Annotated in this window: 18 protein-coding genes; 15 read left to right on the top strand and 3 right to left on the bottom strand. The window is 62.5% G+C overall.

Annotation, left to right across the window (positions count from 1 at the left end):
- Positions 1-83: 83 nt before the first annotated feature.
- The 3 genes from GLL_RS11465 to GLL_RS11455 form a co-directional block, all read right to left on the bottom strand.
- Positions 84-560, bottom strand: a complete 477-nt coding sequence (locus GLL_RS11465; RefSeq protein WP_164928962.1) for a hypothetical protein — start codon at positions 558-560, stop codon at positions 84-86.
- Positions 561-574: 14 nt separating this feature from the next.
- Positions 575-2776 (bottom strand): hypothetical protein, encoded by a 2202-nt coding sequence (locus GLL_RS11460; RefSeq protein WP_011142210.1) that lies wholly within the window; start codon positions 2774-2776, stop codon positions 575-577.
- Between the two features lie 321 nt (positions 2777-3097).
- Positions 3098-4507, bottom strand: a complete 1410-nt coding sequence (locus GLL_RS11455) for an ATP-binding protein (protein ID WP_164928961.1) — start codon at positions 4505-4507, stop codon at positions 3098-3100.
- A 674-nt stretch (positions 4508-5181) separates the two neighbouring features.
- Here GLL_RS11455 and crcB point away from each other — a divergent pair.
- The 15 genes from crcB (at position 5182) to GLL_RS11375 (ending at position 22361) form a co-directional block, all read left to right on the top strand.
- A complete protein-coding gene (gene crcB / locus GLL_RS11445; RefSeq protein ID WP_011142208.1) occupies positions 5182-5559 on the top strand; it encodes a fluoride efflux transporter CrcB in 378 nt (125 codons plus the stop codon).
- 1028 nt (positions 5560-6587) lie between these two features.
- On the top strand, positions 6588-7262 hold the full coding sequence (locus GLL_RS11440) for a response regulator (protein WP_011142207.1): 675 nt from the start codon (positions 6588-6590) through the stop codon (positions 7260-7262).
- Positions 7263-7898: 636 nt separating this feature from the next.
- Complete coding sequence (locus GLL_RS11435; protein ID WP_197529989.1) at positions 7899-8231, top strand: hypothetical protein; 333 nt, start codon at positions 7899-7901, stop codon at positions 8229-8231.
- Between the two features lie 58 nt (positions 8232-8289).
- Complete coding sequence (gene rfbF / locus GLL_RS11430; RefSeq protein ID WP_011142205.1) at positions 8290-9063, top strand: glucose-1-phosphate cytidylyltransferase; 774 nt, start codon at positions 8290-8292, stop codon at positions 9061-9063.
- Position 9064: 1 nt separating this feature from the next.
- A complete protein-coding gene (gene lhgO / locus GLL_RS11425; RefSeq protein WP_011142204.1) occupies positions 9065-10285 on the top strand; it encodes an L-2-hydroxyglutarate oxidase in 1221 nt (406 codons plus the stop codon).
- Positions 10286-10299: 14 nt separating this feature from the next.
- On the top strand, positions 10300-11388 hold the full coding sequence (locus GLL_RS11420; protein WP_011142203.1) for an NAD-dependent epimerase/dehydratase family protein: 1089 nt from the start codon (positions 10300-10302) through the stop codon (positions 11386-11388).
- 7 nt (positions 11389-11395) lie between these two features.
- Positions 11396-11944 (top strand): dTDP-4-dehydrorhamnose 3,5-epimerase, encoded by a 549-nt coding sequence (rfbC, locus tag GLL_RS11415; protein ID WP_011142202.1) that lies wholly within the window; start codon positions 11396-11398, stop codon positions 11942-11944.
- Positions 11945-11946: 2 nt separating this feature from the next.
- The gene (locus tag GLL_RS11410; RefSeq protein ID WP_011142201.1) at positions 11947-13260 is read left to right on the top strand and encodes an NAD(P)H-dependent oxidoreductase; all 1314 of its coding nucleotides are present in this window, start codon (positions 11947-11949) and stop codon (positions 13258-13260) included.
- 60 nt (positions 13261-13320) lie between these two features.
- Positions 13321-14628, top strand: a complete 1308-nt coding sequence (locus GLL_RS11405) for an NAD(P)H-dependent oxidoreductase (RefSeq protein ID WP_011142200.1) — start codon at positions 13321-13323, stop codon at positions 14626-14628.
- A 99-nt stretch (positions 14629-14727) separates the two neighbouring features.
- Entirely contained in the window at positions 14728-16827 is a 2100-nt protein-coding gene (locus tag GLL_RS11400) for a GumC family protein (RefSeq protein WP_011142199.1), read from the top strand.
- An 11-nt stretch (positions 16828-16838) separates the two neighbouring features.
- The gene (locus tag GLL_RS11395; protein WP_164928960.1) at positions 16839-17915 is read left to right on the top strand and encodes a polysaccharide biosynthesis/export family protein; all 1077 of its coding nucleotides are present in this window, start codon (positions 16839-16841) and stop codon (positions 17913-17915) included.
- An 89-nt stretch (positions 17916-18004) separates the two neighbouring features.
- On the top strand, positions 18005-18976 hold the full coding sequence (locus GLL_RS11390; RefSeq protein WP_011142197.1) for a nucleotidyltransferase family protein: 972 nt from the start codon (positions 18005-18007) through the stop codon (positions 18974-18976).
- Positions 18977-18985: 9 nt separating this feature from the next.
- Positions 18986-20428, top strand: coding sequence for an O-antigen ligase family protein (locus tag GLL_RS11385; RefSeq protein ID WP_011142196.1), 1443 nt, complete (start codon positions 18986-18988; stop codon positions 20426-20428).
- Complete coding sequence (locus GLL_RS11380; protein ID WP_011142195.1) at positions 20391-21236, top strand: glycosyltransferase family 2 protein; 846 nt, start codon at positions 20391-20393, stop codon at positions 21234-21236. Before GLL_RS11385 ends, GLL_RS11380 begins: the two co-directional genes overlap by 38 nt.
- A gap of 27 nt (positions 21237-21263) precedes the next feature.
- Entirely contained in the window at positions 21264-22361 is a 1098-nt protein-coding gene (locus GLL_RS11375; RefSeq protein WP_231848220.1) for a glycosyltransferase, read from the top strand.
- Positions 22362-22368 lie beyond the last annotated feature (7 nt).

The following is a 22368-nucleotide window of genomic DNA, read 5'->3' as shown; positions in this document are numbered from 1 at the left end:
CAGACTGGGCAGGTACTGGGTGTACGTCATTCCCCCAGTCTGGAATCCGATTTGCAAACAGCTAGAAATGAGCGGTCCTGTGCTCAGTTGGCCCGCTTTTCCCTGATTTCGCGACGAATCCCAGCATCTCGGGCAAGTACTTGGGGATCATAGTTAACCGCTTTGCGGGGGAGCTTTCCGAGGGCATTGAGTTGGTTGTAGGCATCGAGGATACCGGCTACACCGCCTCTGGTCTTGAGGCCAGCCTCTTTACCCAGAAGCTCGATCTCGGTCGTGCGCAGGGGCTGCGCTGCGTCTTCGATCTGTACCGGCTCGAGGATGCCTGCTGCTCCCCGTTCTTCGGCAAGCGCCCGAGCGGCAAGCAACCGCAACTCGCCAAAGATAAAGGGTCTGGCGATGACGCAGGCCGAGTGGCGAGTGAGCAAGGCTTCGAGGTGAGGAAGGAGCCGAACGTCGGCGGTGGGCCGCTCGATCAGCACGGTGAGCGCCGTTGCTGCCCTGTTGTCGTCGCTGCTCTGCAAAGCCTGAATAAGGCTGTTCAGGTCGTTGTCTGCCAGCATAAGAGGTCTCCTGTTCACGAATTGCCCTTAAGTTGCGGCGGTAGATCCTTGAGCGGTGCCTTCTTTATGAACTTGACAAGATCTTCGAGGGTGAAGTTCTCAGGGAAGACGTCGTTGGCAGCATCCGCACCGTGCCACAGCCAATCTCGAGTCTTTTCATCCAGTTGGATCGGCTCGGAGCCCCGCTCCGCAAATTCATCGAAGTTTAGATGCTCTTTGAGGGGTTTGCCGTCCACCTGCATGTAACTACGTCCTTCGGCCCTGGTAGGGTCGACGGCAGCAATCACTTCCGGAGGTAAATCGAGTTCTCCTCCCGTCACTCTGCGTATTTGCTCGGTCAGGAAACTGTACTCCTTGTTAAGGGCTGTGCTGTGGGCGGTCTCGTAGAGTTTGTCAAAATTATCTCGCCACTCTAAAGCTTCCTCACCGGCTGGTATATCCTTGCCCATGAAGTCAAAGTCCTTTTCCTTGGACAAGCTCTTCAATTCTTCAATTTCTGTAGCTTCGTGCACTAGATATCGCAGATCATCCATAGTTCCTTGGTCGGACGATAGGCGTTTCCAGGCTGTGTAATTGTCGGCCGCAAAGTATATTCCAGCGCTATCGAAGTTATAGGCTTTGACTTCCTCGATGAGCTGTGGAGGAATGCTCAGCCCGTAGTTTTGCACACTTTGGCTCACGCCTGCCACATCGGTGTTATCCAGCAGCAACGCCTGTCTCCTGTTTTCGACTTCGGTGGCAAGGTCGATGGCCTGCAGTTCCTCCTTGGCCTTAGGTACCAGTTTTTCCAAGGCTTCTGTACGCTTCTCATGGATGTTCGACCACAGAGCACCATCCTTCTGGGCATCCTCACCCCGCAGCTGAAGCTCGTAATCTTTAAGCCCGGGAGCGATTTTCTCTCTGATGAGAAGTTCATTCCAGTTGTGTTCTTCTTTGAAATTCTCCGCACGGCCTCCACTGACCTGGGCTAACTCGTTCTGGAGGAATCCTTCGCCCCCATCAGGACCTCCCGGCCGCTCACCGCCAGGTCCTTTGCCCCCAGAGCCTCCGCCGCCTGCTGAAGCACGAGCGGCGTCCTCGGCGGCCTCGCCGGAAGCGGCTGTAGGCGCGCTCCCGGCACTACCCGCCCCTTCGGCGGCTTTGGATGCCTGCGCCGCCTCCGCAGTTGCCGCCGTCTTTCTCCCTGCTACCGTTCTGGCGGCCTTCGCCGCGTCCTCGACGGCTTCGACCGCTTTGGCCGCCCGGGCAGCCGCCTCCGCTCCCTCGGTGGCAAGCGCCGCACCTCTGGCCGCTTGCGCTCCCTCGGTGGCTATCCCGGCCACCCGGCCCGCGCCCGCAACACCTTCCGCCGCGGCCCCGCCCCCGGCACCCAAGACGATGCCACCGATATCGAAGAGTGCCCGACCAGCAGCTTCGGCATACTTGCCTTCCTCTATCGCCTCGCTGTAGGGCTCCACGATATGGCCTGCAACGTCGCCCCAGAAAGCCAAATCGTCACTTGCCGACTCCAACGGATTGAGCACATCCTCGGCCGCTTCCTCCAGCGACTGGGTGCCCGCCGCCACGTCGTACAACTCGTGCATGGCCTTGAGAGGGTTGACCGGCATACCGGGAACATGTTCGGCCATCGTCAGCAGGCCGGCGGCGGTGTCCAGGGGGTGGGAAATCATCTCGATCATCCCTTCGACCGTGGCGCCCGCGCCCTTGAGGACACCCCCTTGAAACTCGGCCTGCACTTCCACGATCCCCGCCACCGCGTCCATCGCCTGTTCCAGTACGGGAACGCCGTCGACAAGGTCCGTCGAAAATTGGGCCAGATCCGATAGACCTTCCACGGTCTGATCGATCGCGCGCTCCCATCCGGCGTCGTTTGTCTGCCCTGCAGGGTCGTAAACGCCCGGGTCGGTGGGATCCTCCGACAGGGCGAACCCCTCGGGTTCGACACAAGTCCGGAAGGACCCGTCCGCCCGGTCGTCGGTAGGCGGCTCGTGAGGTAGCCAGGTGCCGCCGCCCAGGAACTCCCCTTCCGGGAGCCACGGCACCTCCGTCCCGGTGCCGTCCTCGCCCCAATCGCCCGGCGGCAGGCCCCCCCAGTCCGGGTACGGGTCGAGCCCCTCACCCTGCCCAGCCCCGGCAAGTGCCCAGGGCAATTCGTTGCAGGTGCCTTCTTCTTCATCGCTGTCGTCAAAAGCCGAAAATCCCTGTTCTTCTTCCATGGTTGATACTCACTCAAACTCAATACGCCGCGGAGGGTCGCGCGGGTGCACAAGGCGCGAATACATTCCGAAACACTCGATCAAAAACGCATCAACTAAATGCCTGCACGAATCTGAGGGCTAGAACCCTGGATGCGACCAATTCGAACAGCAAAGTTCCATACAAGTAAAAGACGAAGCGGTCAAACAAGCCTCTGGCGACCGGGCTTTCATTTCGCACCTCGCCTCCGGAGCTGCCTATCTACATGGATGCTCGTTGCGCAACAGACACACAGCCGCCAAAAGTAGCTTCTCCAGTCGCCGAGATAGATAGCCTGCCCATCATCCACCATTGTGATTGAGTGCGAGCGGCAACCGGATGGTGAACACAGTCCGGCCCGGTTGCGATTCGAGGGCGATCGTGCCCTGGTGGCGATTTTCGATAATGCGCCGGGCGACATCGAGTCCCAGACCTGAGCCCTTACCTACGGGCTTGGTGGTATAGAAAGGTTCGAAAATCCGCGACTGGATATCCGCAGGAATGCCCGGTCCGTTGTCGGCGATTTGAACGTACAGATGCTCGCCTTTGCAGCCGGTGGTCAGCTCGATGATCCCCCGGTCTTCCAGCGCGTCTAAGGCATTGTCGATTAGGTTGGTCCAGACTTGATTGAGTTCGCTGCCGTAGGCGAGGATTTGGGACAAATTGTGGTGGTAATACCGCCGTACTTCTACGCCCGAATTGATCCGAAAGGACAGCAGCCGCAGGGTATCTTCGAGGCCCTCGTGGATGTCCACCATCTGCTGCGCGCCGCGATCCACGTGCGAATACGATTTCATCGACTGGACCAGATCGAAGATGCGCCGCGAGCCGCGCAGACCGCTCTGGATCATCTCCATGACGTCAAATGAAAGAGCCAGCCAGCGAATGCCCATGTCCCTGAGTTCGCCGGGATGATCCCGCCAGGGTTCGATCAGCACAGCAAGCGTCTCGGGTGTCACCCGACCCAACGCCAGCGGCCCGGCCACCTTCCAGGCGTCTTCGACCCCATAGTCCTCCAGCCAGGCGAGCAGTTGTTCTTCGAGATCGTCCCGCACCGATGCGTCCTCGGTGGGATGGGCGATGGCTTCGTAGCCCACGTCGCGCACCTGCAGCCACTGCTCGGAGTGCTTGGGATCAGGGTTGCTCTGGCCATAAATCAGGTTCATCCGCTGCAACTCGACGATGGCCGGGGCGACGTTGTTGAGTACGCGCACCAGGGCTGCCGCCGGATTGTTCAGTTCGTGGGCCAGACCCGCCGACAGCGTGCCCAAAGCCGCCATCTTCTCGCGGGTGCGCACGAAAGATTCCAACCCGCGCAGGCGGTGGTGCACCTCCCGGAAGATCAACCGCTCGACATCGCGGCAGGTGTGAATGAGTTCTAAAAAGTCACTGGCGGGCAGTTCGTAGACGCGGCAGTCGGTGAGCGCCCGGACGCTCACCAGCATCGGCTCGTCGGTCAGCACCGGCACCTCCCCCACGAAGCCCGGCGCCTCGTGCCGGCCGATGGGCATCTCCACACCGTCGCTCTGGCGCCAGATGCCCAGCTTGCCCTCAGCCAGGATGAAAAATCCCCGCGGCGGATCGCCCTCTTTGACAAGCGTTTCACCGGCGCACAGCACTACGGGCCGGACACGCCCACACACCCACTCCAGCCGGGAAGGCGGCAGTTTCGCAAAGACCTCCAGGCGCAGCAACTCGTCGACGCGGAGCATGGCGGCGAAGCTCCCCACGGGCAAACCGACTCATAGAGTATAGCCGGGACCGAGAGGGCGGCCCCCGGTTCTGCGCCGGCAGCGTAGCGGCCGGATCGGCGCAAAAACGTTTCGCAGCAGACGCATCGTTGTTCGAGTTGTTAGAATATGGGGAGTCCCGCAAAGACTTAAAAGCTGCCGTTGGTTTGTCTTTCCCCAACGTACGTGAAAAGGGAGACTAGGGTGCGTGATCGGCTGTTCTGGACAGGGGTTCGATTCCCCTCATCTCCACCAACTCGGGGATGTACTGGCTTCGACAGGGCAATTAGAGCGTAACTGAAGCCTGCTCGGTTAGAGCAAAAAACCAAGTGCTACTAACAACGTAGTTCCCTTCGCTCGCGCCCGCGCTACTGTCGCGGCCTGAGTAAGGCGGGGTTGGTAGATAACCTTGTAAACCAAAACTACCCAAAAGGCCCCTTCGGGGGCCTTTTTGCTGCGCAATAACCGGTTGGCGGACCGCAGCATCAAAACTGCGGACGGGTCGGGCGCTCCAACAGACCGGATTGACGGCTCTCGGTTTCGCCTTCTACCCTGAAAGCAGGCGGTGAGGCCCGCCTTTGCGCCCCGATCCGGGTGCAAGAACCGCCCCCCGGCCAACGGTCTCTAAGGCACGTTCGACGCGTAGGAGGCATCCGGTGGTGCGGGAGTCGGTGTTGGTGATGGTTGGTGGAGCGCTCGGCAGTCTGGCCCGCTACTGGGTCGGTCTTGGGATATCACAGTGGGCCGGTGCGCCGCCCTTCCTGTTCGGGACGCTGCTGGTCAATCTGGTCGGCTCGTTTATGCTCGGTGGATTGTTTGCGTGGAGCGTTGCGCTGCGCATCGACCCGGCATTGCTGCTGTTGGCAGGCACCGGTTTTTGCGGCGGTTTTACTACCTTCAGTGCTTTGAGCATTGAGTGCCTGGTGCTGTTGCAAAAAGGCGATTATCCGACGGCGATGGGTTACTTGCTGGGTAGTCTCCTGGGCGGGCTGGCGGCAGGTTGGGCCGGTTACCTGGCCGCCAAAGCGCTTTAAATGCTGAAAGTCTTGCTGTAAGCAGATTGCAGCCATAGGTGCATTCTGAACACCGCCGGGCGGCGGCGGCTATTGTCAGCCCGGGCTGACAATTTTGACCCCGATGGAACGTATCTGGTCCATATCTGTGTCTGGATGACCGTCGCCGCGCCGCCGCCGATTTGCTCCCCATAGCGCTGATGAGCAAGACCATCCCATCAACCGGCCCAATCCACCGAGGGTTTGTTCGCAGCCTGGCATCAGCTTTGCAGGCCAGCTTGTGAAATCCGGGGCGATCACCCTATAGGGTGAATTCCCCGGTTTGCTTCTGAAAACTGCATAATGCAGTTGAACCGTGTCTATAATCCACAGAGTGTTCATCGACGGGCTGCCGACAGACCAGCATGTACAGCTTCCTATTCAGGAGACCTTACCAAATGCTGGAAAAAAGGATCCGGAGTCTGGTAGATTACACAGAACACAGCCTACCGGCCCAAATTCCCTCTTTTTGGGGAACCACAGTGGATGGGACCGGTAATGCTCCTGAGGTAAATGGCACATAGAGGCGTAGTGAAATGCCGAATTACGTATTTCCACGGATACGTTTTCTTGGATAAAATCGGTTTTACACTAATAGGAATCTCACGAATAGAGTGACAAACTAGCACTTGACTCCTGCTGATGACTTGGCTCCGTCCAGACCTATCCCCCCCCGGAGGTTCATATGCAAAAGCGCACGTACGCAGGAAAGCACTGCTTTCCTTGCCAGAGGCTTGGCCTTGACCAAAAGCCTTCAGAAGCCCCGTTCACACCCTCGGATGCTGCTACATGCCGCTCCGCCTCGCATCGCTATTTTTCAGCCATATCGGGCGTGCTTGAACCCGTTCAACGGTTACGTCCATTCTCTTTACCCACTTCCATTGGCACAGATTCTTTGTCAGGAAGGGGCTGTTCTAGCACAAGACTTACAGTTTTTCTGCTGTAAGCACTTCTGGTTGCTTTTCTGACAGTCCCATTTCCCTTCCAGTAAGAAAAAGGCAAGGTGTACAGTGTCTAATGTTGATTCCAGTTCAACCCGAATCTTGATCGTCGACGACCACGCCGTGGTGCGTAGGGGGTTTTGCAGCATGCTGCGCTCTGCGGGCAACCTGTTTGCGGTTGAGGAAGCCTGCGAAGGCCAGCTCGCCGTACAGATGTTTCGGCAGTCGAAGCCGGATCTTGTGTTGCTCGATGCCGCCATGCCCGAACTTGACGGCATCGAGGTCACCCGCCTCATGCACAATATCGAACCGGCGGCAAAAATCTTGATTGTCACCGAAATGGAAGAGGACTTTCTGCAGGCTTTCCGTGTCGGTGCGAGCGGCTGCATCCTCAAGAATGTCGAAAGCCATGAACTGCTCAATGCCGTAGGATTGGTGCTTTCCGGCTATCTGGTCTTCGGCCGGGCGATTACCAAGCTCATTGTCGAGAATTATCACCTGGCGGAAGAAGCCGGCAAGTACAGCAAGCTGGCTATTCACCTGACCGAGAGAGAACGCGAGATTTTAAGTTTGATCTCGCAGGAGTTTACCAATATCGAGATCGCCGAACGGCTGTTTATCAGTCCCCGCACGGTCGATTCCCACCGCGCCCGGCTGATGCAGAAGCTCGGCACCCGCAACACCGCCGGGCTGGTGCGCATTGCCATGGAGTACGGATTGCTCTACGAGTCAAAAGTGGGCTGAAAGCGCACCCACAGCCCGTGGGCCAACTCCACCCACTTTGAGAACCGATGGGCCTGCACCAGCAGGCCCTTTTTTGGGGCGACGGGCAACAGCATTATTTTTGGTAGCATACGCGACGGTTTGTGCGGGTGCCGGTCCGCACCTGAAAAGTCGCGCCCTGGGCTTCATGTGCTGTTTACTACATTCGAAGCTCCGCAGGATGTTGAAAGTAGTTAAAGCTTAAAATTGTGACGAACAATACTTCTCAGTACTGTTGTTAACTCAAGCCGGTGTTTTTACTTAGCTATGGTTATTTTCTGCGAGTTTCGGTCGGCTTTTGATCAAGGATCTGCGCTTGGGAACGGCCCTGATCATGCGCTGATTTGGGGCTTTTCACCAATTGTCCTCACGTTATTGGCGATGTCATACTTGGCTCGCTAAATCAAATAGACATCAACATATTGCTTCGATGGCTGCCTGCCATGGGCAGCGTCGAGAAACGGAACCTCGGGCGGGCTTGACGGTTCAGCAATCTCAGCCTCCCCGAACGCAACCTCTTCCCAGACGGAGGCCGAAGTGAGCAAAAGGTGTGAGCGCAATCGAAATCGGACCCGCCCGGGTGGGCGGCGCATCGCCTGTCCGATACATGGGTGCTATTTGAGCAGCTGCAGCCGCAAGTATTCGATCTTTACCGAGAGCCTGCAGCAGTTGCGCGAGCGCGGCGTCAGCAAGCGCAAGGCCCAGTTTTCGCTGATGGTGTCCAAGGCGGTGCCTTTGCAGCACGAATGGCTGGAGGCTTTTTGGTGCCGCGACTGCGACGAACAGACCTGGTATCACGTGCGCAAAGCGGACGACAGTTATTTGCTGCAGACGGTGACCGCCGCCCACTGGCGGCAGGCCACCGGGGTGGCTCCGCCGCCCGGATACAACCCCTCCGTCAGCGAATTCAGCCAGAGAGAAGCGCACTTGAGTGTCCAGCGGATCCACTAAATCGGCCCCGGCCATTGTTGCAAGCGTTCGTTCAGCGATACCACCGAGCGAGGAATCTATGAAAGCAGTGTTGCTGGCGGGCGGGCTAGGCACCCGCCTGAGCGAAGAGACCCAGATCAAGCCCAAGCCCATGGTCGAGGTCGGCAACCGGCCCATGCTCTGGCACATCATGAAAATCTATTCGGCCCACGGCATCAACGATTTCATCATCTGCTGCGGCTACCGCGGGCACGTCATCAAAGAGTATTTCGCCAACTATTTTTTGTACGAATCGGATGTCACCTTCGACATTCGCTATAACCACATGGAAGTGCACTGCCGCAACGCCGAGCCCTGGCGCGTCACCCTCGTCGACACCGGCGAGCATTCAATGACCGGCGGCCGGTTGCGCCGCGTGCGCGAGCACATCGGCAGTCAAACTTTTTGCTTTACCTACGGCGACGGCGTCGCCAACGTCGATATCGGCGCGGTGCTCGCCCTGCACAAAGCGAGCGGCACCCTGGCCACGATGACGGTCACCCGGCCTCCGGGCCGCTTCGGGGCGGTCCGCCTGCCGCAGGATCAGACCCTGGTCTCCAGTTTCCAGGAGAAACCCGACGGCGACGGCGCCTATATCAACGGCGGCTATTTTGTGCTGGAGCCGGAGGTCATCGACTATATTGCAGACGACACGACCGTCTGGGAGCAGGAGCCGCTCGCCAAACTGGCGCACCTGGGGCAACTTTCGGCTTACCGTCACGACGGCTTCTGGCAACCGATGGACACCCTGCGCGACAAGCGGTTGCTCGAAGATCTGTGGAATTCCGGCAAAGCGCCGTGGAAGGTGTGGTGAGATGAGCGCATTCGATTTTGCCATTGTCGGCGGCGGCATCGTCGGGCTCTCGGTGGGCATGGCCCTCACCGAGCGCTACCCCGGCGCCCGCCTGCTGGTGCTCGAAAAAGAATCGTCCTGGGCCGGCCACCAGACCGGCCACAACAGCGGCGTCATCCATTCGGGAGTCTACTACAAACCCGGCAGCCTCAAAGCCCGCTTCGCCACCGCCGGCCGCCGCGCGGTGGTCGAGTTTTGCCAGAAGCACGGCATCGAGTACGACATCTGCGGCAAGGTGATTGTCGCTACCGAATCGCGGGAACTCCCGCAGCTGGAGAACTTGCTGGCGCGCGGCCTGGCCAACGGTATTCCCGTCGAGCGCATCGGTGCTGAGCAGCTGCGCGCGATCGAGCCGCACGTGCGGGGGCTTGCCGCCATCCGCGTGCCGACCGCGGGCATCGTCAATTATGCCCAGGTGGCCGCCGCCTACGCGCGCATCGTCGCTGAGCGCGGCGGCGAGGTGCGGCTGGGCACGCGCGTGGTGAATTTGGCCGCCGCCGCCGACGGCATCACCCTGGAGACCGACCGGGGCAGCTTCTTTACCCGCTACTTCATCAACTGCGCGGGGCTTTTTTGCGATCGGGTAGCCGAGTTGTGCGGCCTGGCGACCGAGGCGAAGATTGTGCCCTTTCGCGGCGAGTACTACGAACTGGTTCCCGAGAAGCGCCACCTGTGCAGGCACCTGATCTACCCGGTGCCCAACCCGGACTTTCCGTTTCTGGGGGTGCACTTCACGCGCATGATCGACGGCACCGTCCACGCGGGCCCCAATGCGGTGCTGGCGCTGGCGCGGGAGGGCTACTCCTGGGGTGAGATAAACCTGGGCGACACCGCCGAGGTCTTGGCCTACGGCGGTTTCTGGAAACTTGCCGCCCGCCACGCGGGCGAAGGATTCAAAGAAATCGTCCGCTCGCTTTCGAAAGCCGCCTTCGTGCGCTCCTTGCAACAGCTCATCCCGGAGGTGCAGCCCGAGGATGTCGTGCCGGCGGGCAGCGGCGTCAGAGCCCAGGCGCTCACCCGCCAAGGCAAGCTGGTGGACGACTTTTTGTTCGCCACGGGCAACCACTCTCTGCACGTACTCAACGCGCCCTCCCCGGCGGCCACCGCCTCGATTCCGATCGGCAAAGCCGTGGTCGAGCGCATTCCCGGGTCGGTGACCAGCCGGCTGACCCTGACACGATAGGAACCCACCTACCCATGAAAATTCTTGCAACCGGTACCGAAGGGTACATCGGCACCCTGCTCGGCGGCGTGCTGCTCGAGCGCGGGCACGAGGTCACAGGTCTCGACACCGGCTTTCACAAAGTCGGCTGGCTCTACAACGGCGTGCGCCAGGCACCGCTGCACCTGCGCCAAGACATCCGCCACATCACTGAAGAAGATTTGCGCGGCTACGACGCCATCGTCCACCTGGCGGAACTCTCCAACGACCCGGTCGGCCAGCTCAACCCGACGATTACCTACGACATCAACCACATCGGCACGATCGAACTGGCCAAAAAGGCCAAGCGCGCCGGGGTGAGCCGCTTCGTCTACATGTCCAGCTGCAGCGTCTACGGCGCGGGCGGCGAGAAGTTCAGCACCGAAGAGTCGGAAGTCAACCCGCTGACTGCCTACGCGCGCTGCAAAATCTTTGTGGAGCGCGATTTGGCCCCGATGGCGGACGAGAATTTCTCCCCGACGTTTTTGCGCAACGCGACCGCCTACGGTCCTTCACCGCGTATGCGCTTCGACCTGGTGGTCAACTCGCTGGCCGGTTTTGCCTGGACCGCCAAGGAGATCCGCATGGAGAGCGACGGCACCCCCTGGCGGCCGTTTGTGCACGTGCTCGATATGTGCCAGGCGATTTACTGTGCGCTCGAAGCACCGCGCCAGATGGTGCACAACGAAATTTTCAACGTCGGGGACAACGCCGAGAACTACCAGGTCAAGGACATCGCGCGGATCATCGCCGAGACTTTCCCGGGGTGCAAGCTGAGTTTGGGTTCCAACCCGACGGACAGGCGCGATTACAAAGTTTGCTTCGACAAGATCAACACCCAACTGCCCGGCTTCCAGTGCCGCCGCAATGTGGCCCTGGGTGCGCGGCAATTACTAGAAATCTTCTCGAAGATCCACATGGACACGGAGCTGTTCGAATTTCGCGGCCACACGCGCCTCAAGCAGATCCAGCACCTGCTGGAGACCGGCCAGATTGACAACGAGCTTTTTTGGTCCGAGTACGTCAGCACCGAGCAGGACAAAAGCGTACTCGTTCAGCAGCCCGTCTTGACCGCAGCGGAGTAACCCATCGATGCAATTTATCAACACCAAACTCGCCGGGGCCTGGATCATCGAACTGGAGCGGCGCGAGGACGAGCGGGGCTTTTTCGCCCGCACCTTCTGCGCGCGCGAGTTCGAAGCGCAAGGCCTCGCGGGCACCTTCGCCCAGAGCAATCTGTCGTACAACCATCGGGCAGGCACCCTGCGCGGCCTGCACTACCAGGTGGCCCCCGCCCTCGAGACCAAGCTTGTCCGCTGCACCCGCGGCGCCATTTACGACGTGATTGTCGACCTGCGGCCCGGCTCGCGGACTTACCTGCAGCACATCGGCGTCGAACTGAGCGAAGACAACCGCTGGGCGCTGTACGTACCGGGCCTGTTCGCCCACGGCTATCAAGCACTCACCGACGGCGCCGAGGTGCTCTATCAGGTGGGCGAATTTTATACTCCGGGTTACGAACGGGGATTGCGCTACGACGACCCGGCCCTGGCCATCGATTGGCCGCTGCCGGTCAGTGTTCTGTCCACCAAAGACAACGGCTGGCCCTTGCTTGCCCCCGCTATGCAGGAGCAGCACTAGTCATGATTCTTATCGACAAAGCTCTACAGTTGCGCGCCGAGCGCCGCCAGCCCGTGCGCGTCGCCATGGTCGGCGCCGGGTTTATGGGGCTGGGCATCGCCCAACAGATCGTCCAATTTGTCCCGGGTATGGAACTGGTGGCCATCGCCGGCCGCCGCCTCGAAAGTGCGGTGCACGTGTACCGGCAAGCCGGCCTTGAGGAGGTGGTGCCGGTCGAGACAGCCGCCCAACTCGAACGCGCGATCGCCGAGGGCCGGCCTGCCGTCACCGAGGACGCCTGCCTGCTGTGCGAAGCGGACAACGTCGACGCCATCCTCGAAGTCACCGGCTCCGTCGAATACGCCGCGCAGGTGGCGCTCGCCGCCTTCACCCACGGCAAACACGTCGTCTTGATGAACGCCGAACTCGACGGCACCCTCGGGCCGATCCTCAAGCGCTACGCCGATCGGGCGGGCGTCGTCTATACCGCCTGCGATGGCGATCAGCCCGGCGTCCAGATGAATCTGTGGCGCTTCGTGCGCTCGATGGGCCTGACTCCCCTCGTCTGCGGCAACGTCAAAGGCCTGCACGACCCCTACCGCAACCCCACCACCCAGGAGGCCTTCGCCCGCCGCTGGGGACAAAAACCGCACATGGTCACCAGCTTTGCCGACGGCACCAAGATCTCCTTCGAGCAGGCCATCGTCGCCAACGCCACCGGCATGGGCGTAGCCCAGCGGGGCATGCTCGGCTACGAGCACCGGGGCCATGTCGACGAGCTGACCCGGGTTTACGATATTGCCCAGCTCAAAGCCTGGGGAGGGATCGTCGATTACGTAGTCGGCGCTTCCCCCGGCCCGGGGGTGTTCGTGCTGGCCGGCTGCGACGACCCGACCCAGCGCCACTACCTTAACCTGTACAAACTGGGCGAGGGGCCGCTGTACAGCTTCTATACGCCCTATCACCTGTGCCACTTCGAGGTGCCCTTCTCGGTGGCGCGGGCGGTGCTGTTCGCGGACGCCGTGCTTGCCCCCCTCGGCGCCCCGGTGGTGGAGGTAGTGGCGACGGCCAAGCGCCCCCTCGAGGCCGGGGAAACCCTGGATGGCATCGGTCACTACCTGAGTTACGGCCAGTGCGAGAACGCCGAAGCGGCGGCGGCCGGGCGGCTGCTGCCGATGGGGCTGGCCGAAGGTTGCCGCCTGCGGCGCGACATCGCCCAAGACCAGGTACTGTGCTACGACGATGTCGTATTGCCGCCAGGGCGGCTTTGCGACCGGCTGCGGGCGGAGCAGGACGCCTGCTTCCAGCGGTCGGCCGTGCCCCTGACCGCCTGCTAGCCCGGCCCAAGCCCGCCGCCTTTTCATCTACCCTTCCCCCGAGAACTCCTAGGAGATGCCATGATTATTATCGATTCGATGCTTGAACGGCGCCAAGCGGAAGGCAAGCCTATCCGCGTCGGCATGGTCGGTGCCGGTTTTGCCGGCCGCGGTCTGGCGATGCAGATTGTCACGTCGATGGCCGGCATGAAACTGGTGGCCATCGCCAACCGCACCCTCGACGGGGCCAAACGCGCCTACCGCGAGGCGGGAGTGGAGCAGGTGCGCACCGTCGAGACCACCGGCCAGTTGGAGACGGCCGTCGCCGAGGGGCACTACACCGTCACCGACGACCCGTTCTTGCTGTGCGATGCGGGCAACATCGACGCCATCGTCGAAATTACCGGCGAGGTCGAATTTGGCGCCCGGGTGATCTTGAGGGCGATCGAGCACGGCAAGCACGTCATTTTGATGAACGCCGAACTGGATGCAACCCTCGGGCCGGTGCTCAAAGCCTACGCCGACCGGGCGGGGGTGGTGTTCACCAACGCCGACGGCGACCAGCCGGGGGTGATCATGAATCTGTTTCGCTACGTGCGGACCCTGGGCTTCAAGCCCTTGCTGTGCGGCAACATCAAGAGCCTGCTCGACTGTCGGCGCACTCCCGAGACCCAAAAAGCCTGGGCTGAGGCCAACTTCCAGCGCACGAAAATGGTCACCTCCTTTGCCGACGGGACCAAGATCGCCATGGAGATGTGCACGGTGGCCAACGCCACCGGCTTCGGCGTCGGCAAGCGTGGCATGTACGCACCCACCGCCGGCCACGTCGATGAAGCTCCCGGTCTGTTTGACCTTGATGAGCTGATGCGCGGCGGTCTGGTGGACTACCTCCTGGGTGCCCAACCGAGTTTTGGGGTGTTCGTGCTCGGTTACAGCGAGAACCCGCTCAAGCAGCGCTATATGCGCTTCTATAAGATGGGCGACGGGCCGGTCTATACGTTCTACACACCCTTTCACCTGAGCCCGCTGGAGGCGCCTTTGACGGTGGCGCGGGCGGTGCTGCTGGGCGACGCGGCTGTCGTCCCCATCGGCGAACCGGTCTGCGAAGTGATCGCCCAGGCGAAACGGCCGCTGGGAGCCGGGGAGATCCTGGACGGCATCGGCGGTTTCACCTGCTACGGCATGCTCGAGAATGCCCGGACGGCCCGCGCCGAGAACCTGCTGCCCATGGGTCTCACCGACGGCTGCCGGCTGTTGCGCGACATCGCCATCGACCAGCCCATCACCTTTGCGGACGTGGAGTTGCCCGTGGGCCGCTTGAGCGACCGGCTCCACCGTGAGCAAAACATCGCCCTTGCCGCCCGGCGCATTTTGCAGCCTGCCGAGTAGCTTTCCGAGTATCGGGTGCCATGCCCCGGCACCCACAGCCTCTCAGGGGAGTTGTTACCGGTCGTTTTCCACTAGTCGTCATTTATTTTCGTAATCACCATGACCACACTCTCATCGATCCTGGCGGCCTTTCAGCGCCACTGGCTCTGGGCTGCGCTTGCTTTCTGCGCGGTATTGGGCTCGGCGATGGCGGTCGGCTTTGTCACCACGCCCATCTATAAGTCCCAGATGCGGTTTATTTTCCTCGACAATGCTCCGCGCATGCAGATGCTCGAAGGCTTCGCCGAGGGCACTCCCTTTACCCGCACCAGCGATCCGCTCGAGAACAAGATGGAGTTGGTCAAGACCCATGCCATCTTGAACACGGCGATCGACAAGTACAAGCTTCGCAACCCGGTGAACGGCGAAGCGTTCACCCCCGAGGAGTTGCGCTCGGGGCTCGCCATCGAAAGCGTCCTGGGTACCGACATGGTGGACATGGCCTTCACCAACACCGATCCCCAGATTGCCCGCAGCGTCGTCACGGCCCTGGCCCAGACGCTCATCGACGACACGATCGCAAGCAACCGCGCCCGGGCCACGACGCTGCGCGAATTTATCGAGAAGAAACTGCCTGGGGTCGAGCGCAGGCTCAAAGACAGCGAGCGGCGCCGCCAGCAGTACCAGAAGCGGTCGGGATCGGTGGAAGTCACCGTCGAGGCGCAGGCGGCCGTGCGCGAACTGGGGGAACTGGAGGCCACAGGCCGCCGCCTGCAGGCGACCAATGGCTCCTTAAATTCGCAAATCGCCCAACTGCGGCGCCAACTGGGGGGCAAGTCCACCCAGCAGGCGGTGACCGATGTGGCGGTGAGCGCCGATCCGGACCTGCAGGCCAACCGGCGCGCCCTGGCGGACCTCGACGCCGAGATTGCCCGCCAGAGTGCCCAACTGGGCGAGCGCCACCCCCAGATGATCAACCTGCGCGAGCAGCAAAGAGAACTCAACCGGCTTATCGCCCGCCGGGTCAAAGCCCTGGGAGGCAGCCGCACCGGTGCGGTCGATCCGGTTTCGCAAAATATCACCGGCCAAATGTCCGACCTCGAAGCGCGCCTGAGCGGCGGCCGCCAGGAACTGGCAAGTGTCGAAGCTTCGATTAACCGCTACCGGGGCCGCCTGGCGACCCTGCCGGAGCGGCAGGTGACCCTGGCCCAGCTCGACCGCCAGGTGCAACTTGACGGTGCCGCCTACAATCTGCTTGCCAGCCGCCTGGAGGAAGCCAAGATTGCCGAGGCTCAAACCTTTGCCAATGTGCGGGTGGTCGATCCGGCGAGCGAACCGGAAAAACCGGTCTGGCCCAACTTCCCGCTGTTGGCGGTGGCAGGCACCGTGCTGGGTCTTGGGGCCGCTTCCGGGATCGTCGCTTTGCTGGAAGCAGGCCGCAAGAGCATCAACTCCCAGCAGATGCAAGATCTGCTGCAGGTGCCGGTGCTCGCCTCGCTGCCGCTGCTGGAATCTTCTTCGGAGCGGCTCATCCACGCCTGGAACCGCGAGAGCTACCGGATGCTGTGCATGAACTTGCGCTTTCTGGTGCCCGGTGCCCCCGGCAAGGCGGCGGTGATCGTGGTGAGTTCGGCCGTGGCCAACGAGGGCAAGTCCACCGTCGCCACCAACCTCGCCCGGGCGATGGCCCGGGCCGGCCGGCGCACCCTCGTCGTCGACGCCGATCTGGTGCGCCCGAGCCTCAGTGAGACCTTCGGCCTGGAGGGCCGGGGGGGCCTGGCGGAATGGCTGTTCCACCGCCCCAGCGCGGGCAGCGTCGGCAACTACGTGCAGCAGACGGCGGTGAGCAACCTCGATGTGCTCGGGGCAGGCAGCCTGCAGTTGCCCGACTCCGGCAGCCTGCTCGACGAGGAGGCGGTCGACGCGCTCATCGGTGCGCTTGAACCCCATTACGAGCAGATCATCATCGACACGCCGCCCATGGCGGGTTACGCCCACGGCCACAGCCTCGCGGCCCGCTCCGAAGGGGTGCTGTTGGTCCTCAGGCCCGGCCACGCGGACATCGAGCACCTCAAGCACCTCAAACAGACCCTCGACCGCAACCGCATCCCGCTGCTCGGCACCGTCTTCAACGGCGTCGACGCCGCCGAGGACATGACGGCGAGCTACTACTACGACCGCACCAGCAAGCCCAGAAAACAGCTGCTTCTTCCCGAATGAGCGAGCGTGCCATGAATAGAACCTTTTGGTTGTCCTTAAGCCTCGCCTGCACCGCCGCTGTGGGGGCGGGCCTACCCGCCCCGGCCCAGCAGGCGGCGGCCCCGGTGGCGAGCTTCGACGCGTCGGTGACCAACCAGGGTTACCGCCTGCGCTCCGGCGATCAGATCCGCATCGATGTGCTGGGCTTCGTGGACCTTTCGCGCGAGCAGACGATTTTGCCCGACGGCACGATCAACATCATGTACGTGGGCGCGGTGCGCGCCGCCGGGCGCACCCCGGAGGACTTATCTGAGCACCTGCGCAGCCAGTTCACCGGCATCCTCAAAAAACCGGTGATTGCCGTGTCGGTGATGGAGACGCGGCCCCTGCAGGTCAACGTCGTGGGTGAGGTGATGCGCCCCGGCCCGCAGGTATTCTTGCCCCAGACCGGCGCTATGGCGACGGGCGGTACCCAGGGCGGCCTCACCCGGCGGGTCGGGGTCGAGCGCATCTCCAACGCCATCGCCCTGGCCGGTGGGGTCACCCACCGCGCCGACGTGCGACAAGTCACCCTGATTCGCCAGCTGCCGGACGGCGATCAAAAAGAGACCGTCAACCTCTGGGAGGCGCTGCAGACCGGCGATTTCCGGCGCGATCTGACCCTCACCGACGGCGACACCATCCAGGTGCCCACCCTGCCTGCGGACGACAAAATTACCGAGGACATGGCCCAGCAGGTGGCCACCTCCTCGCTCGCCCCCCGGACGATCAGCGTGCAGGTGGCAGGCGAGGTGAAGCGGCCCGGCTCGGTAGATATCGACCCGCGCTCGGGCCTGCTCAACGCCATCTCCGCAGCGGGCGGCGCCACCACCGAAGCCAACCTTGAGGACATCTCGGTAGCCCGCATGCTCCCCAACGGCCGCATCGAGCGCGTCGCCCTCAACCTCAACAAAGTCTCCGACGGCAGCCAAAAAGTCCAGGTGCGCAACGGCGATGTCGTCTTCGTCGGCCGCGGCGGCAGCTTTACCGCCGCCGATCAGTCCCGCGCGTTTTTGGGACCGCTGGGCGACATACTGCGCATCTTCACCTTCCCGTTCCGCTTTTTCTAGAGGCCGCGCTGTTCCTGCCGGGCTGCAGCACCTGCGCGGCCCGGCTTTGTTCCCAGCCCAACGGTTCTTCATAGAGGTGTGCAAATTATATGAAAGCCTTCATCCTGGCGGCGGGCAAGGGAACCCGCCTGCGTCCGCTCACCAACCTGGTGCCCAAACCCCTGGTCCCTGTACTGAATCGGCCGGTGATGGGTCGCATGCTCGATCTGTGCCGCGAGCACGGTTTTTGTGAAGCGATGGCCAACTTGCACTATCAGGGCGAAAAGATCGAGCGGGCCTTTGGCAGTGGCTACGAGTACGGCGTCGATCTCGCTTACTCCCACGAGACGCAGCTGTTGGGCACCGCGGGCGGGGTGCGCCGCCAGGCGGCTTACCTGCAGGGCGGCACCTTCGTGGTCACCTCGGCGGACGTGGTGACCGATCTCGATTTTTCCGAACTGTTGGCTTTTCACCGCACCCGGGGGGCGCTGGCCACCATCGCCACCACCGTCGTGAGCGACCCGTCGCGCTTTGGGGTGCTGGTGTGCGACCCGGACGGGCGCGTGCGCTCCTTTCAAGAAAAACCCGCCCCCGGCACCGCGCGCTCGAATCTGGTCAACATGGGCATCTACATGCTCGAACCGGAAATTTTTGACTTCATTCCCGCCGCAGAAGAATTCGACTTCGGCTCGCAACTGTTTCCGATGCTGGTGGCTAAAGGGGCGCCCATCTACGCGCTGGAGACCAAAGCCTACTGGTCGGACATCGGCACCCTCAGCCAGTACCTGCACACCCACTGGGATCTGTTGAGCCAACCGGGGCTGCAGTCGCGCATCGGCCGCCACACGGTCATCGAGCCGGGGGCGCGCATCTCGCCCACTGCCCTGGTGGGGGATCACTGCTACATCCACTCCACCGCCATCATCGAGGGCAACTCCTGCATCGGCGACGGCACCATCCTCAATCACGGCGCCCGGGTGCTCGACTCGGTGGTCTGGTCGGCGGCAGCCTTTCGCCTGAGCGTCGCCGATACGGTCGTGCGCTCGGTGCGCGCCGACGATTGCTGCATCGCCATTAGTTAGGAATATCCCATGCAAGGAGCCCTGCTCAACCGCTCGGGCGGCTGGATCGCCCTGGTGGCCTTTATCGCCGGGTGCGCTCTGGTCGGGGCCGCCCTGGTCAAATCGCCCCTGCTGGTGGGGGCCGCCGCCGTGGTCGCCGTGGGCGTGATCTGCCTCATCCTCAAATTCGAGGTGACGGTGATTATCCTGCTGGTGCTGCGCTCGAGCCTCGACCCATTCAGCAGCTTCGGGCTGACCGGGGCGCTGGCGCTACTGATCGACGCGGTGACGGTGATTTATCTGATCACCCGCCTGCTTGCGCGCAAACCGATCCAGGGCGACTGGCTGTGGGGGGTGTTGGCGCTGTTTATCGCCTTGATGGGCTTTTGGCCCCTCGCCATGGCCCAGGGTTGGCTCGGCCACCGCGCCGACGCGGCGATGCTGGGTTACCCGACGTTGGGCGAGGACAGTCTGCGCGAGTGGATCCGCATCCTCTCCTATGCGATGATCTACGGCCTGGCGATGCAGCTCAAAGGCCGCATCACCCCCGAGCGGCTACTGAGCCTGATCATGCTCTCCCTCGTCGTGCCGCTCACAGTCGCCTTTTTACAGATGTTCGCCAACGGCGCCTTGCCGCCGCTGATGCAGACGCGCATGGAGGGCCGCGTCTTCGGCACCGTCAGCCACCCCGACACCTTCGTGCTCTATTTGCTTTTGATGATGGGGCTCTCGTGGTGGCGCTTCAAGCTCACCGGCCACTGGCGCTGGCTGGTGCTGATGGCGGTGCTGGTCATCCCTTACACGGGTACCAAGACCCTCGGGGGCCTGGGCATGGCGGCGGTCTTTCTGGCGGTGCTGCTGCTGCCGCGCCTGAATGCCAAGACGATCATCGGCGGAGCGGTCGCCGTGGCGCTGGTCTTGGGAACGTTTACGGCTTCCCCGGCGGGGCAGGAGCGCCTCGAATCGCTGCGCCAAACACCGATATTCAACGGCCAGTTCGATGTCAACAGCGCCGTGCATCTGGCGAGCGTCCAGAACAACTCGTTTGTCTGGCGTCTGGCGCAGTGGACCTATCTGCTCCATGCCTGGGAGCGCGCCCCTCTGCTGGGCCACGGCCTGAACACCTCGACTGCGCTCTCGCCGTTTCACAACGGCGCCCACAACGACTACGTGCGCGCCCTGGCCGAGACGGGCGCCGTCGGGCTGGTGCTCTACCTGGGGTTGTGGGCGGCGGTGCTGACGCGGCTGGTTGGGTTATGGCGGGCTTCGCCGCGCAATTCTTGCGCCCGGGAGCTTCGCCTGGTGCTCATCGCCGTCTGCGCGGCGCTGCTGTTTGGCAGCCTCACCAACCACTTGTGGGAAACGACGACCTTTTATTTCTACTGGTGGACGGCCGTGGCGGTCGCCGGCTGGACTTTTTCGGAGAAAACCCGACATGACCCGCATCCACGCCCTCTGTCTGGCGCGCAATGAAGGCGATGTGATCGCCCAGACCCTGCTCCACGCGAGCCGCTTCTGTCACCGCATCTACGTGTGGGATAACGGCAGCGAAGACGACACCTGGGAGCAGGTAAAACGCGTCGAATCGGCGGTGATCGTTCCCTACCGGCGCGAGGGTTCGCCCTTTCACTTCGGGCTGCGCGCCCAGATGTTCGCCGACATCCGGCCCACCTGTCAGCCGGGCGATTGGATCTTCGTCCTCGATGCCGACGAGTTTCTGGCCGAAAGTCCCAGGCGGGCAATCGCCGCCGCCGAGCGCGAGGGCGCCCGCCAGATCAACACCCTGCAGTACAACTTCATCTTCACCGACACCGATCTGGCCCTCTGGAAAGCGGGCGACGACTCGCGCGGACTGCCCGTCCAGCAGCGCCGCCGCTACTACCGCTTCTCCAATATCGAGCAGCGCCTGTTTCGCGTCGACGACGCCCTCGTCTGGCCGACCGGCGTCGATGCCGCACGGCCGCGCGGCTATGCGATGCCGCCCAAACTCAAAAAATGCTCGCGCCGGCTCGCCAACTGCCACTACCAGTACCGCGATCCCGAACAGATGCAGCTGCGGCTTGCCACCCGCCTGGCGGCGCGCGCCGCCAACCGCCACAACTTCCAGCACTACCGCAACATCGACGAAAACTTTGACTGGATGCGCTTTGTCGAACCGAGCGCGGACTGCCACTACTACCGGGGCGACGGGCGCTTCAAGATTACCCTCGCCGAGCGCGCCAGGCTCTTTCGGCGCTATTTTGGCCACCACACCTTCTTCCGCTTCGACTTTCTGGCCTAACCTATGAAAAATGTCGGCATCTGTCGTATGGTCTTCCCGTGCGTCTCGGAGACTTTTATCGTCGAGCAGGCGAGCCATCTGCGGCGCTACCACCCCACCTTCGTGGTCGCCAGGCTGCTCCGGGAGGTGCCCTTCGACAACGTCAAACTGACGGCGGCAAGCCTATGGGGATGGCAGGAGCGGCTTTTTTGGCTGACGCGCCAGGCGGGGGGGCGCGCGCGCCACGAGGCCCTCAGGCGCCTGCCGCTGCTGCACGCCCACTTCGGGCGCGACGGGGTCTACGCCCTGGCCCTCGCCGAGGCGATCGACATCCCGCTGGTGGTCACCTACCACGGCTTCGACGCCACCGCTTCGCCTCTGGCGCTGTGGTGCTCGCGCGGGCTGATGAATTACCAGTTTTTGCTGCACGAGGCGGCCCTGCAGCGCCGAGCCGCCGCGATCATTGCCGTCTCCGACTTCATTCGCGAGCGGTTGCTCGCCAAAGGCTGCCCGCCCGAGAAGATCATCCGCCACTACATCGGCATCGACACCGCCAAGTTCACCCCCGCCGAACGACCGGCCGATGAGCGCTATATTCTCTGCGTCGGCCGCCACGCCAAGCGCAAAGGGATCGATGTGCTCATCGAGGCGTTCGCCCGCATTGCCGCGCGCCATCCGGAGGTGGCGCTGGTGCAGATCGGCGCTGGGGCGCTCACCGGCGAATTGCAGGCGCTTGCCCGGCGGCTGGGGGTGGCCGGTCGGGTGCGCTTTTTGGGAGCCCAGCCCCACGCCCGGGTGATCGAATGGATGCGCGGGGCGGAAATCTTTTCGCTGCCCAGCCGCACCTCCCGAAGCGGCGACAGCGAAGCGCTGGGCATCGTCTTCAACGAAGCCTCCGCCTGCGCGGTGCCGGTGGTCTCCACCCGCCACGGCGGCATCCCGGAGGCGATCCTGGATGGTGAGACGGGCCTGCTCGCCCCGGAAGGAGATGCCGTCGCCCTGGCAGAAAAGCTGGATATTTTGCTCGCGGACCGCGGCCTCGGCCGACGTCTGGGCCTGCGGGGGCGGGAGTTCGTGTGCGAACAGTTCGACATCGACACCCAGACCGCCAAGCTTGAAGCTGTCTACGACCGGTTTGCCGCCTGAAAGGCCT

The sequence above is a fragment of the Gloeobacter violaceus PCC 7421 genome (genome assembly GCF_000011385.1).
Taxonomy (GTDB): domain Bacteria; phylum Cyanobacteriota; class Cyanobacteriia; order Gloeobacterales; family Gloeobacteraceae; genus Gloeobacter; species Gloeobacter violaceus.
Note: the sequence above shows the minus strand (reverse complement) of the source record. Positions and strands in the feature narration are given on the sequence as shown.

Bases quoted from the DNA above. Each gene is read 5' to 3' on its own strand.
- GLL_RS11465 (WP_164928962.1), bottom strand. From the start codon at position 560: ATGCTGGCAGACAACGACCTGAACAGCCTTATTCAGGCTTTGCAGAGC.
- GLL_RS11460 (WP_011142210.1), bottom strand. From the start codon at position 2,776: ATGGAAGAAGAACAGGGATTTTCGGCTTTTGACGACAGCGATGAAGAA.
- GLL_RS11455 (WP_164928961.1), bottom strand. From the start codon at position 4,507: ATGCTCCGCGTCGACGAGTTGCTGCGCCTGGAGGTCTTTGCGAAACTG.
- rfbF (WP_011142205.1), top strand. From the start codon at position 8,290: ATGAAAGCAGTGTTGCTGGCGGGCGGGCTAGGCACCCGCCTGAGCGAA.
- lhgO (WP_011142204.1), top strand. From the start codon at position 9,065: ATGAGCGCATTCGATTTTGCCATTGTCGGCGGCGGCATCGTCGGGCTC.
- GLL_RS11420 (WP_011142203.1), top strand. From the start codon at position 10,300: ATGAAAATTCTTGCAACCGGTACCGAAGGGTACATCGGCACCCTGCTC.
- rfbC (WP_011142202.1), top strand. From the start codon at position 11,396: ATGCAATTTATCAACACCAAACTCGCCGGGGCCTGGATCATCGAACTG.
- GLL_RS11410 (WP_011142201.1), top strand. From the start codon at position 11,947: ATGATTCTTATCGACAAAGCTCTACAGTTGCGCGCCGAGCGCCGCCAG.
- GLL_RS11405 (WP_011142200.1), top strand. From the start codon at position 13,321: ATGATTATTATCGATTCGATGCTTGAACGGCGCCAAGCGGAAGGCAAG.
- GLL_RS11400 (WP_011142199.1), top strand. From the start codon at position 14,728: ATGACCACACTCTCATCGATCCTGGCGGCCTTTCAGCGCCACTGGCTC.
- GLL_RS11395 (WP_164928960.1), top strand. From the start codon at position 16,839: ATGAATAGAACCTTTTGGTTGTCCTTAAGCCTCGCCTGCACCGCCGCT.
- GLL_RS11390 (WP_011142197.1), top strand. From the start codon at position 18,005: ATGAAAGCCTTCATCCTGGCGGCGGGCAAGGGAACCCGCCTGCGTCCG.
- GLL_RS11385 (WP_011142196.1), top strand. From the start codon at position 18,986: ATGCAAGGAGCCCTGCTCAACCGCTCGGGCGGCTGGATCGCCCTGGTG.
- GLL_RS11380 (WP_011142195.1), top strand. From the start codon at position 20,391: ATGACCCGCATCCACGCCCTCTGTCTGGCGCGCAATGAAGGCGATGTG.
- GLL_RS11375 (WP_231848220.1), top strand. From the start codon at position 21,264: ATGGTCTTCCCGTGCGTCTCGGAGACTTTTATCGTCGAGCAGGCGAGC.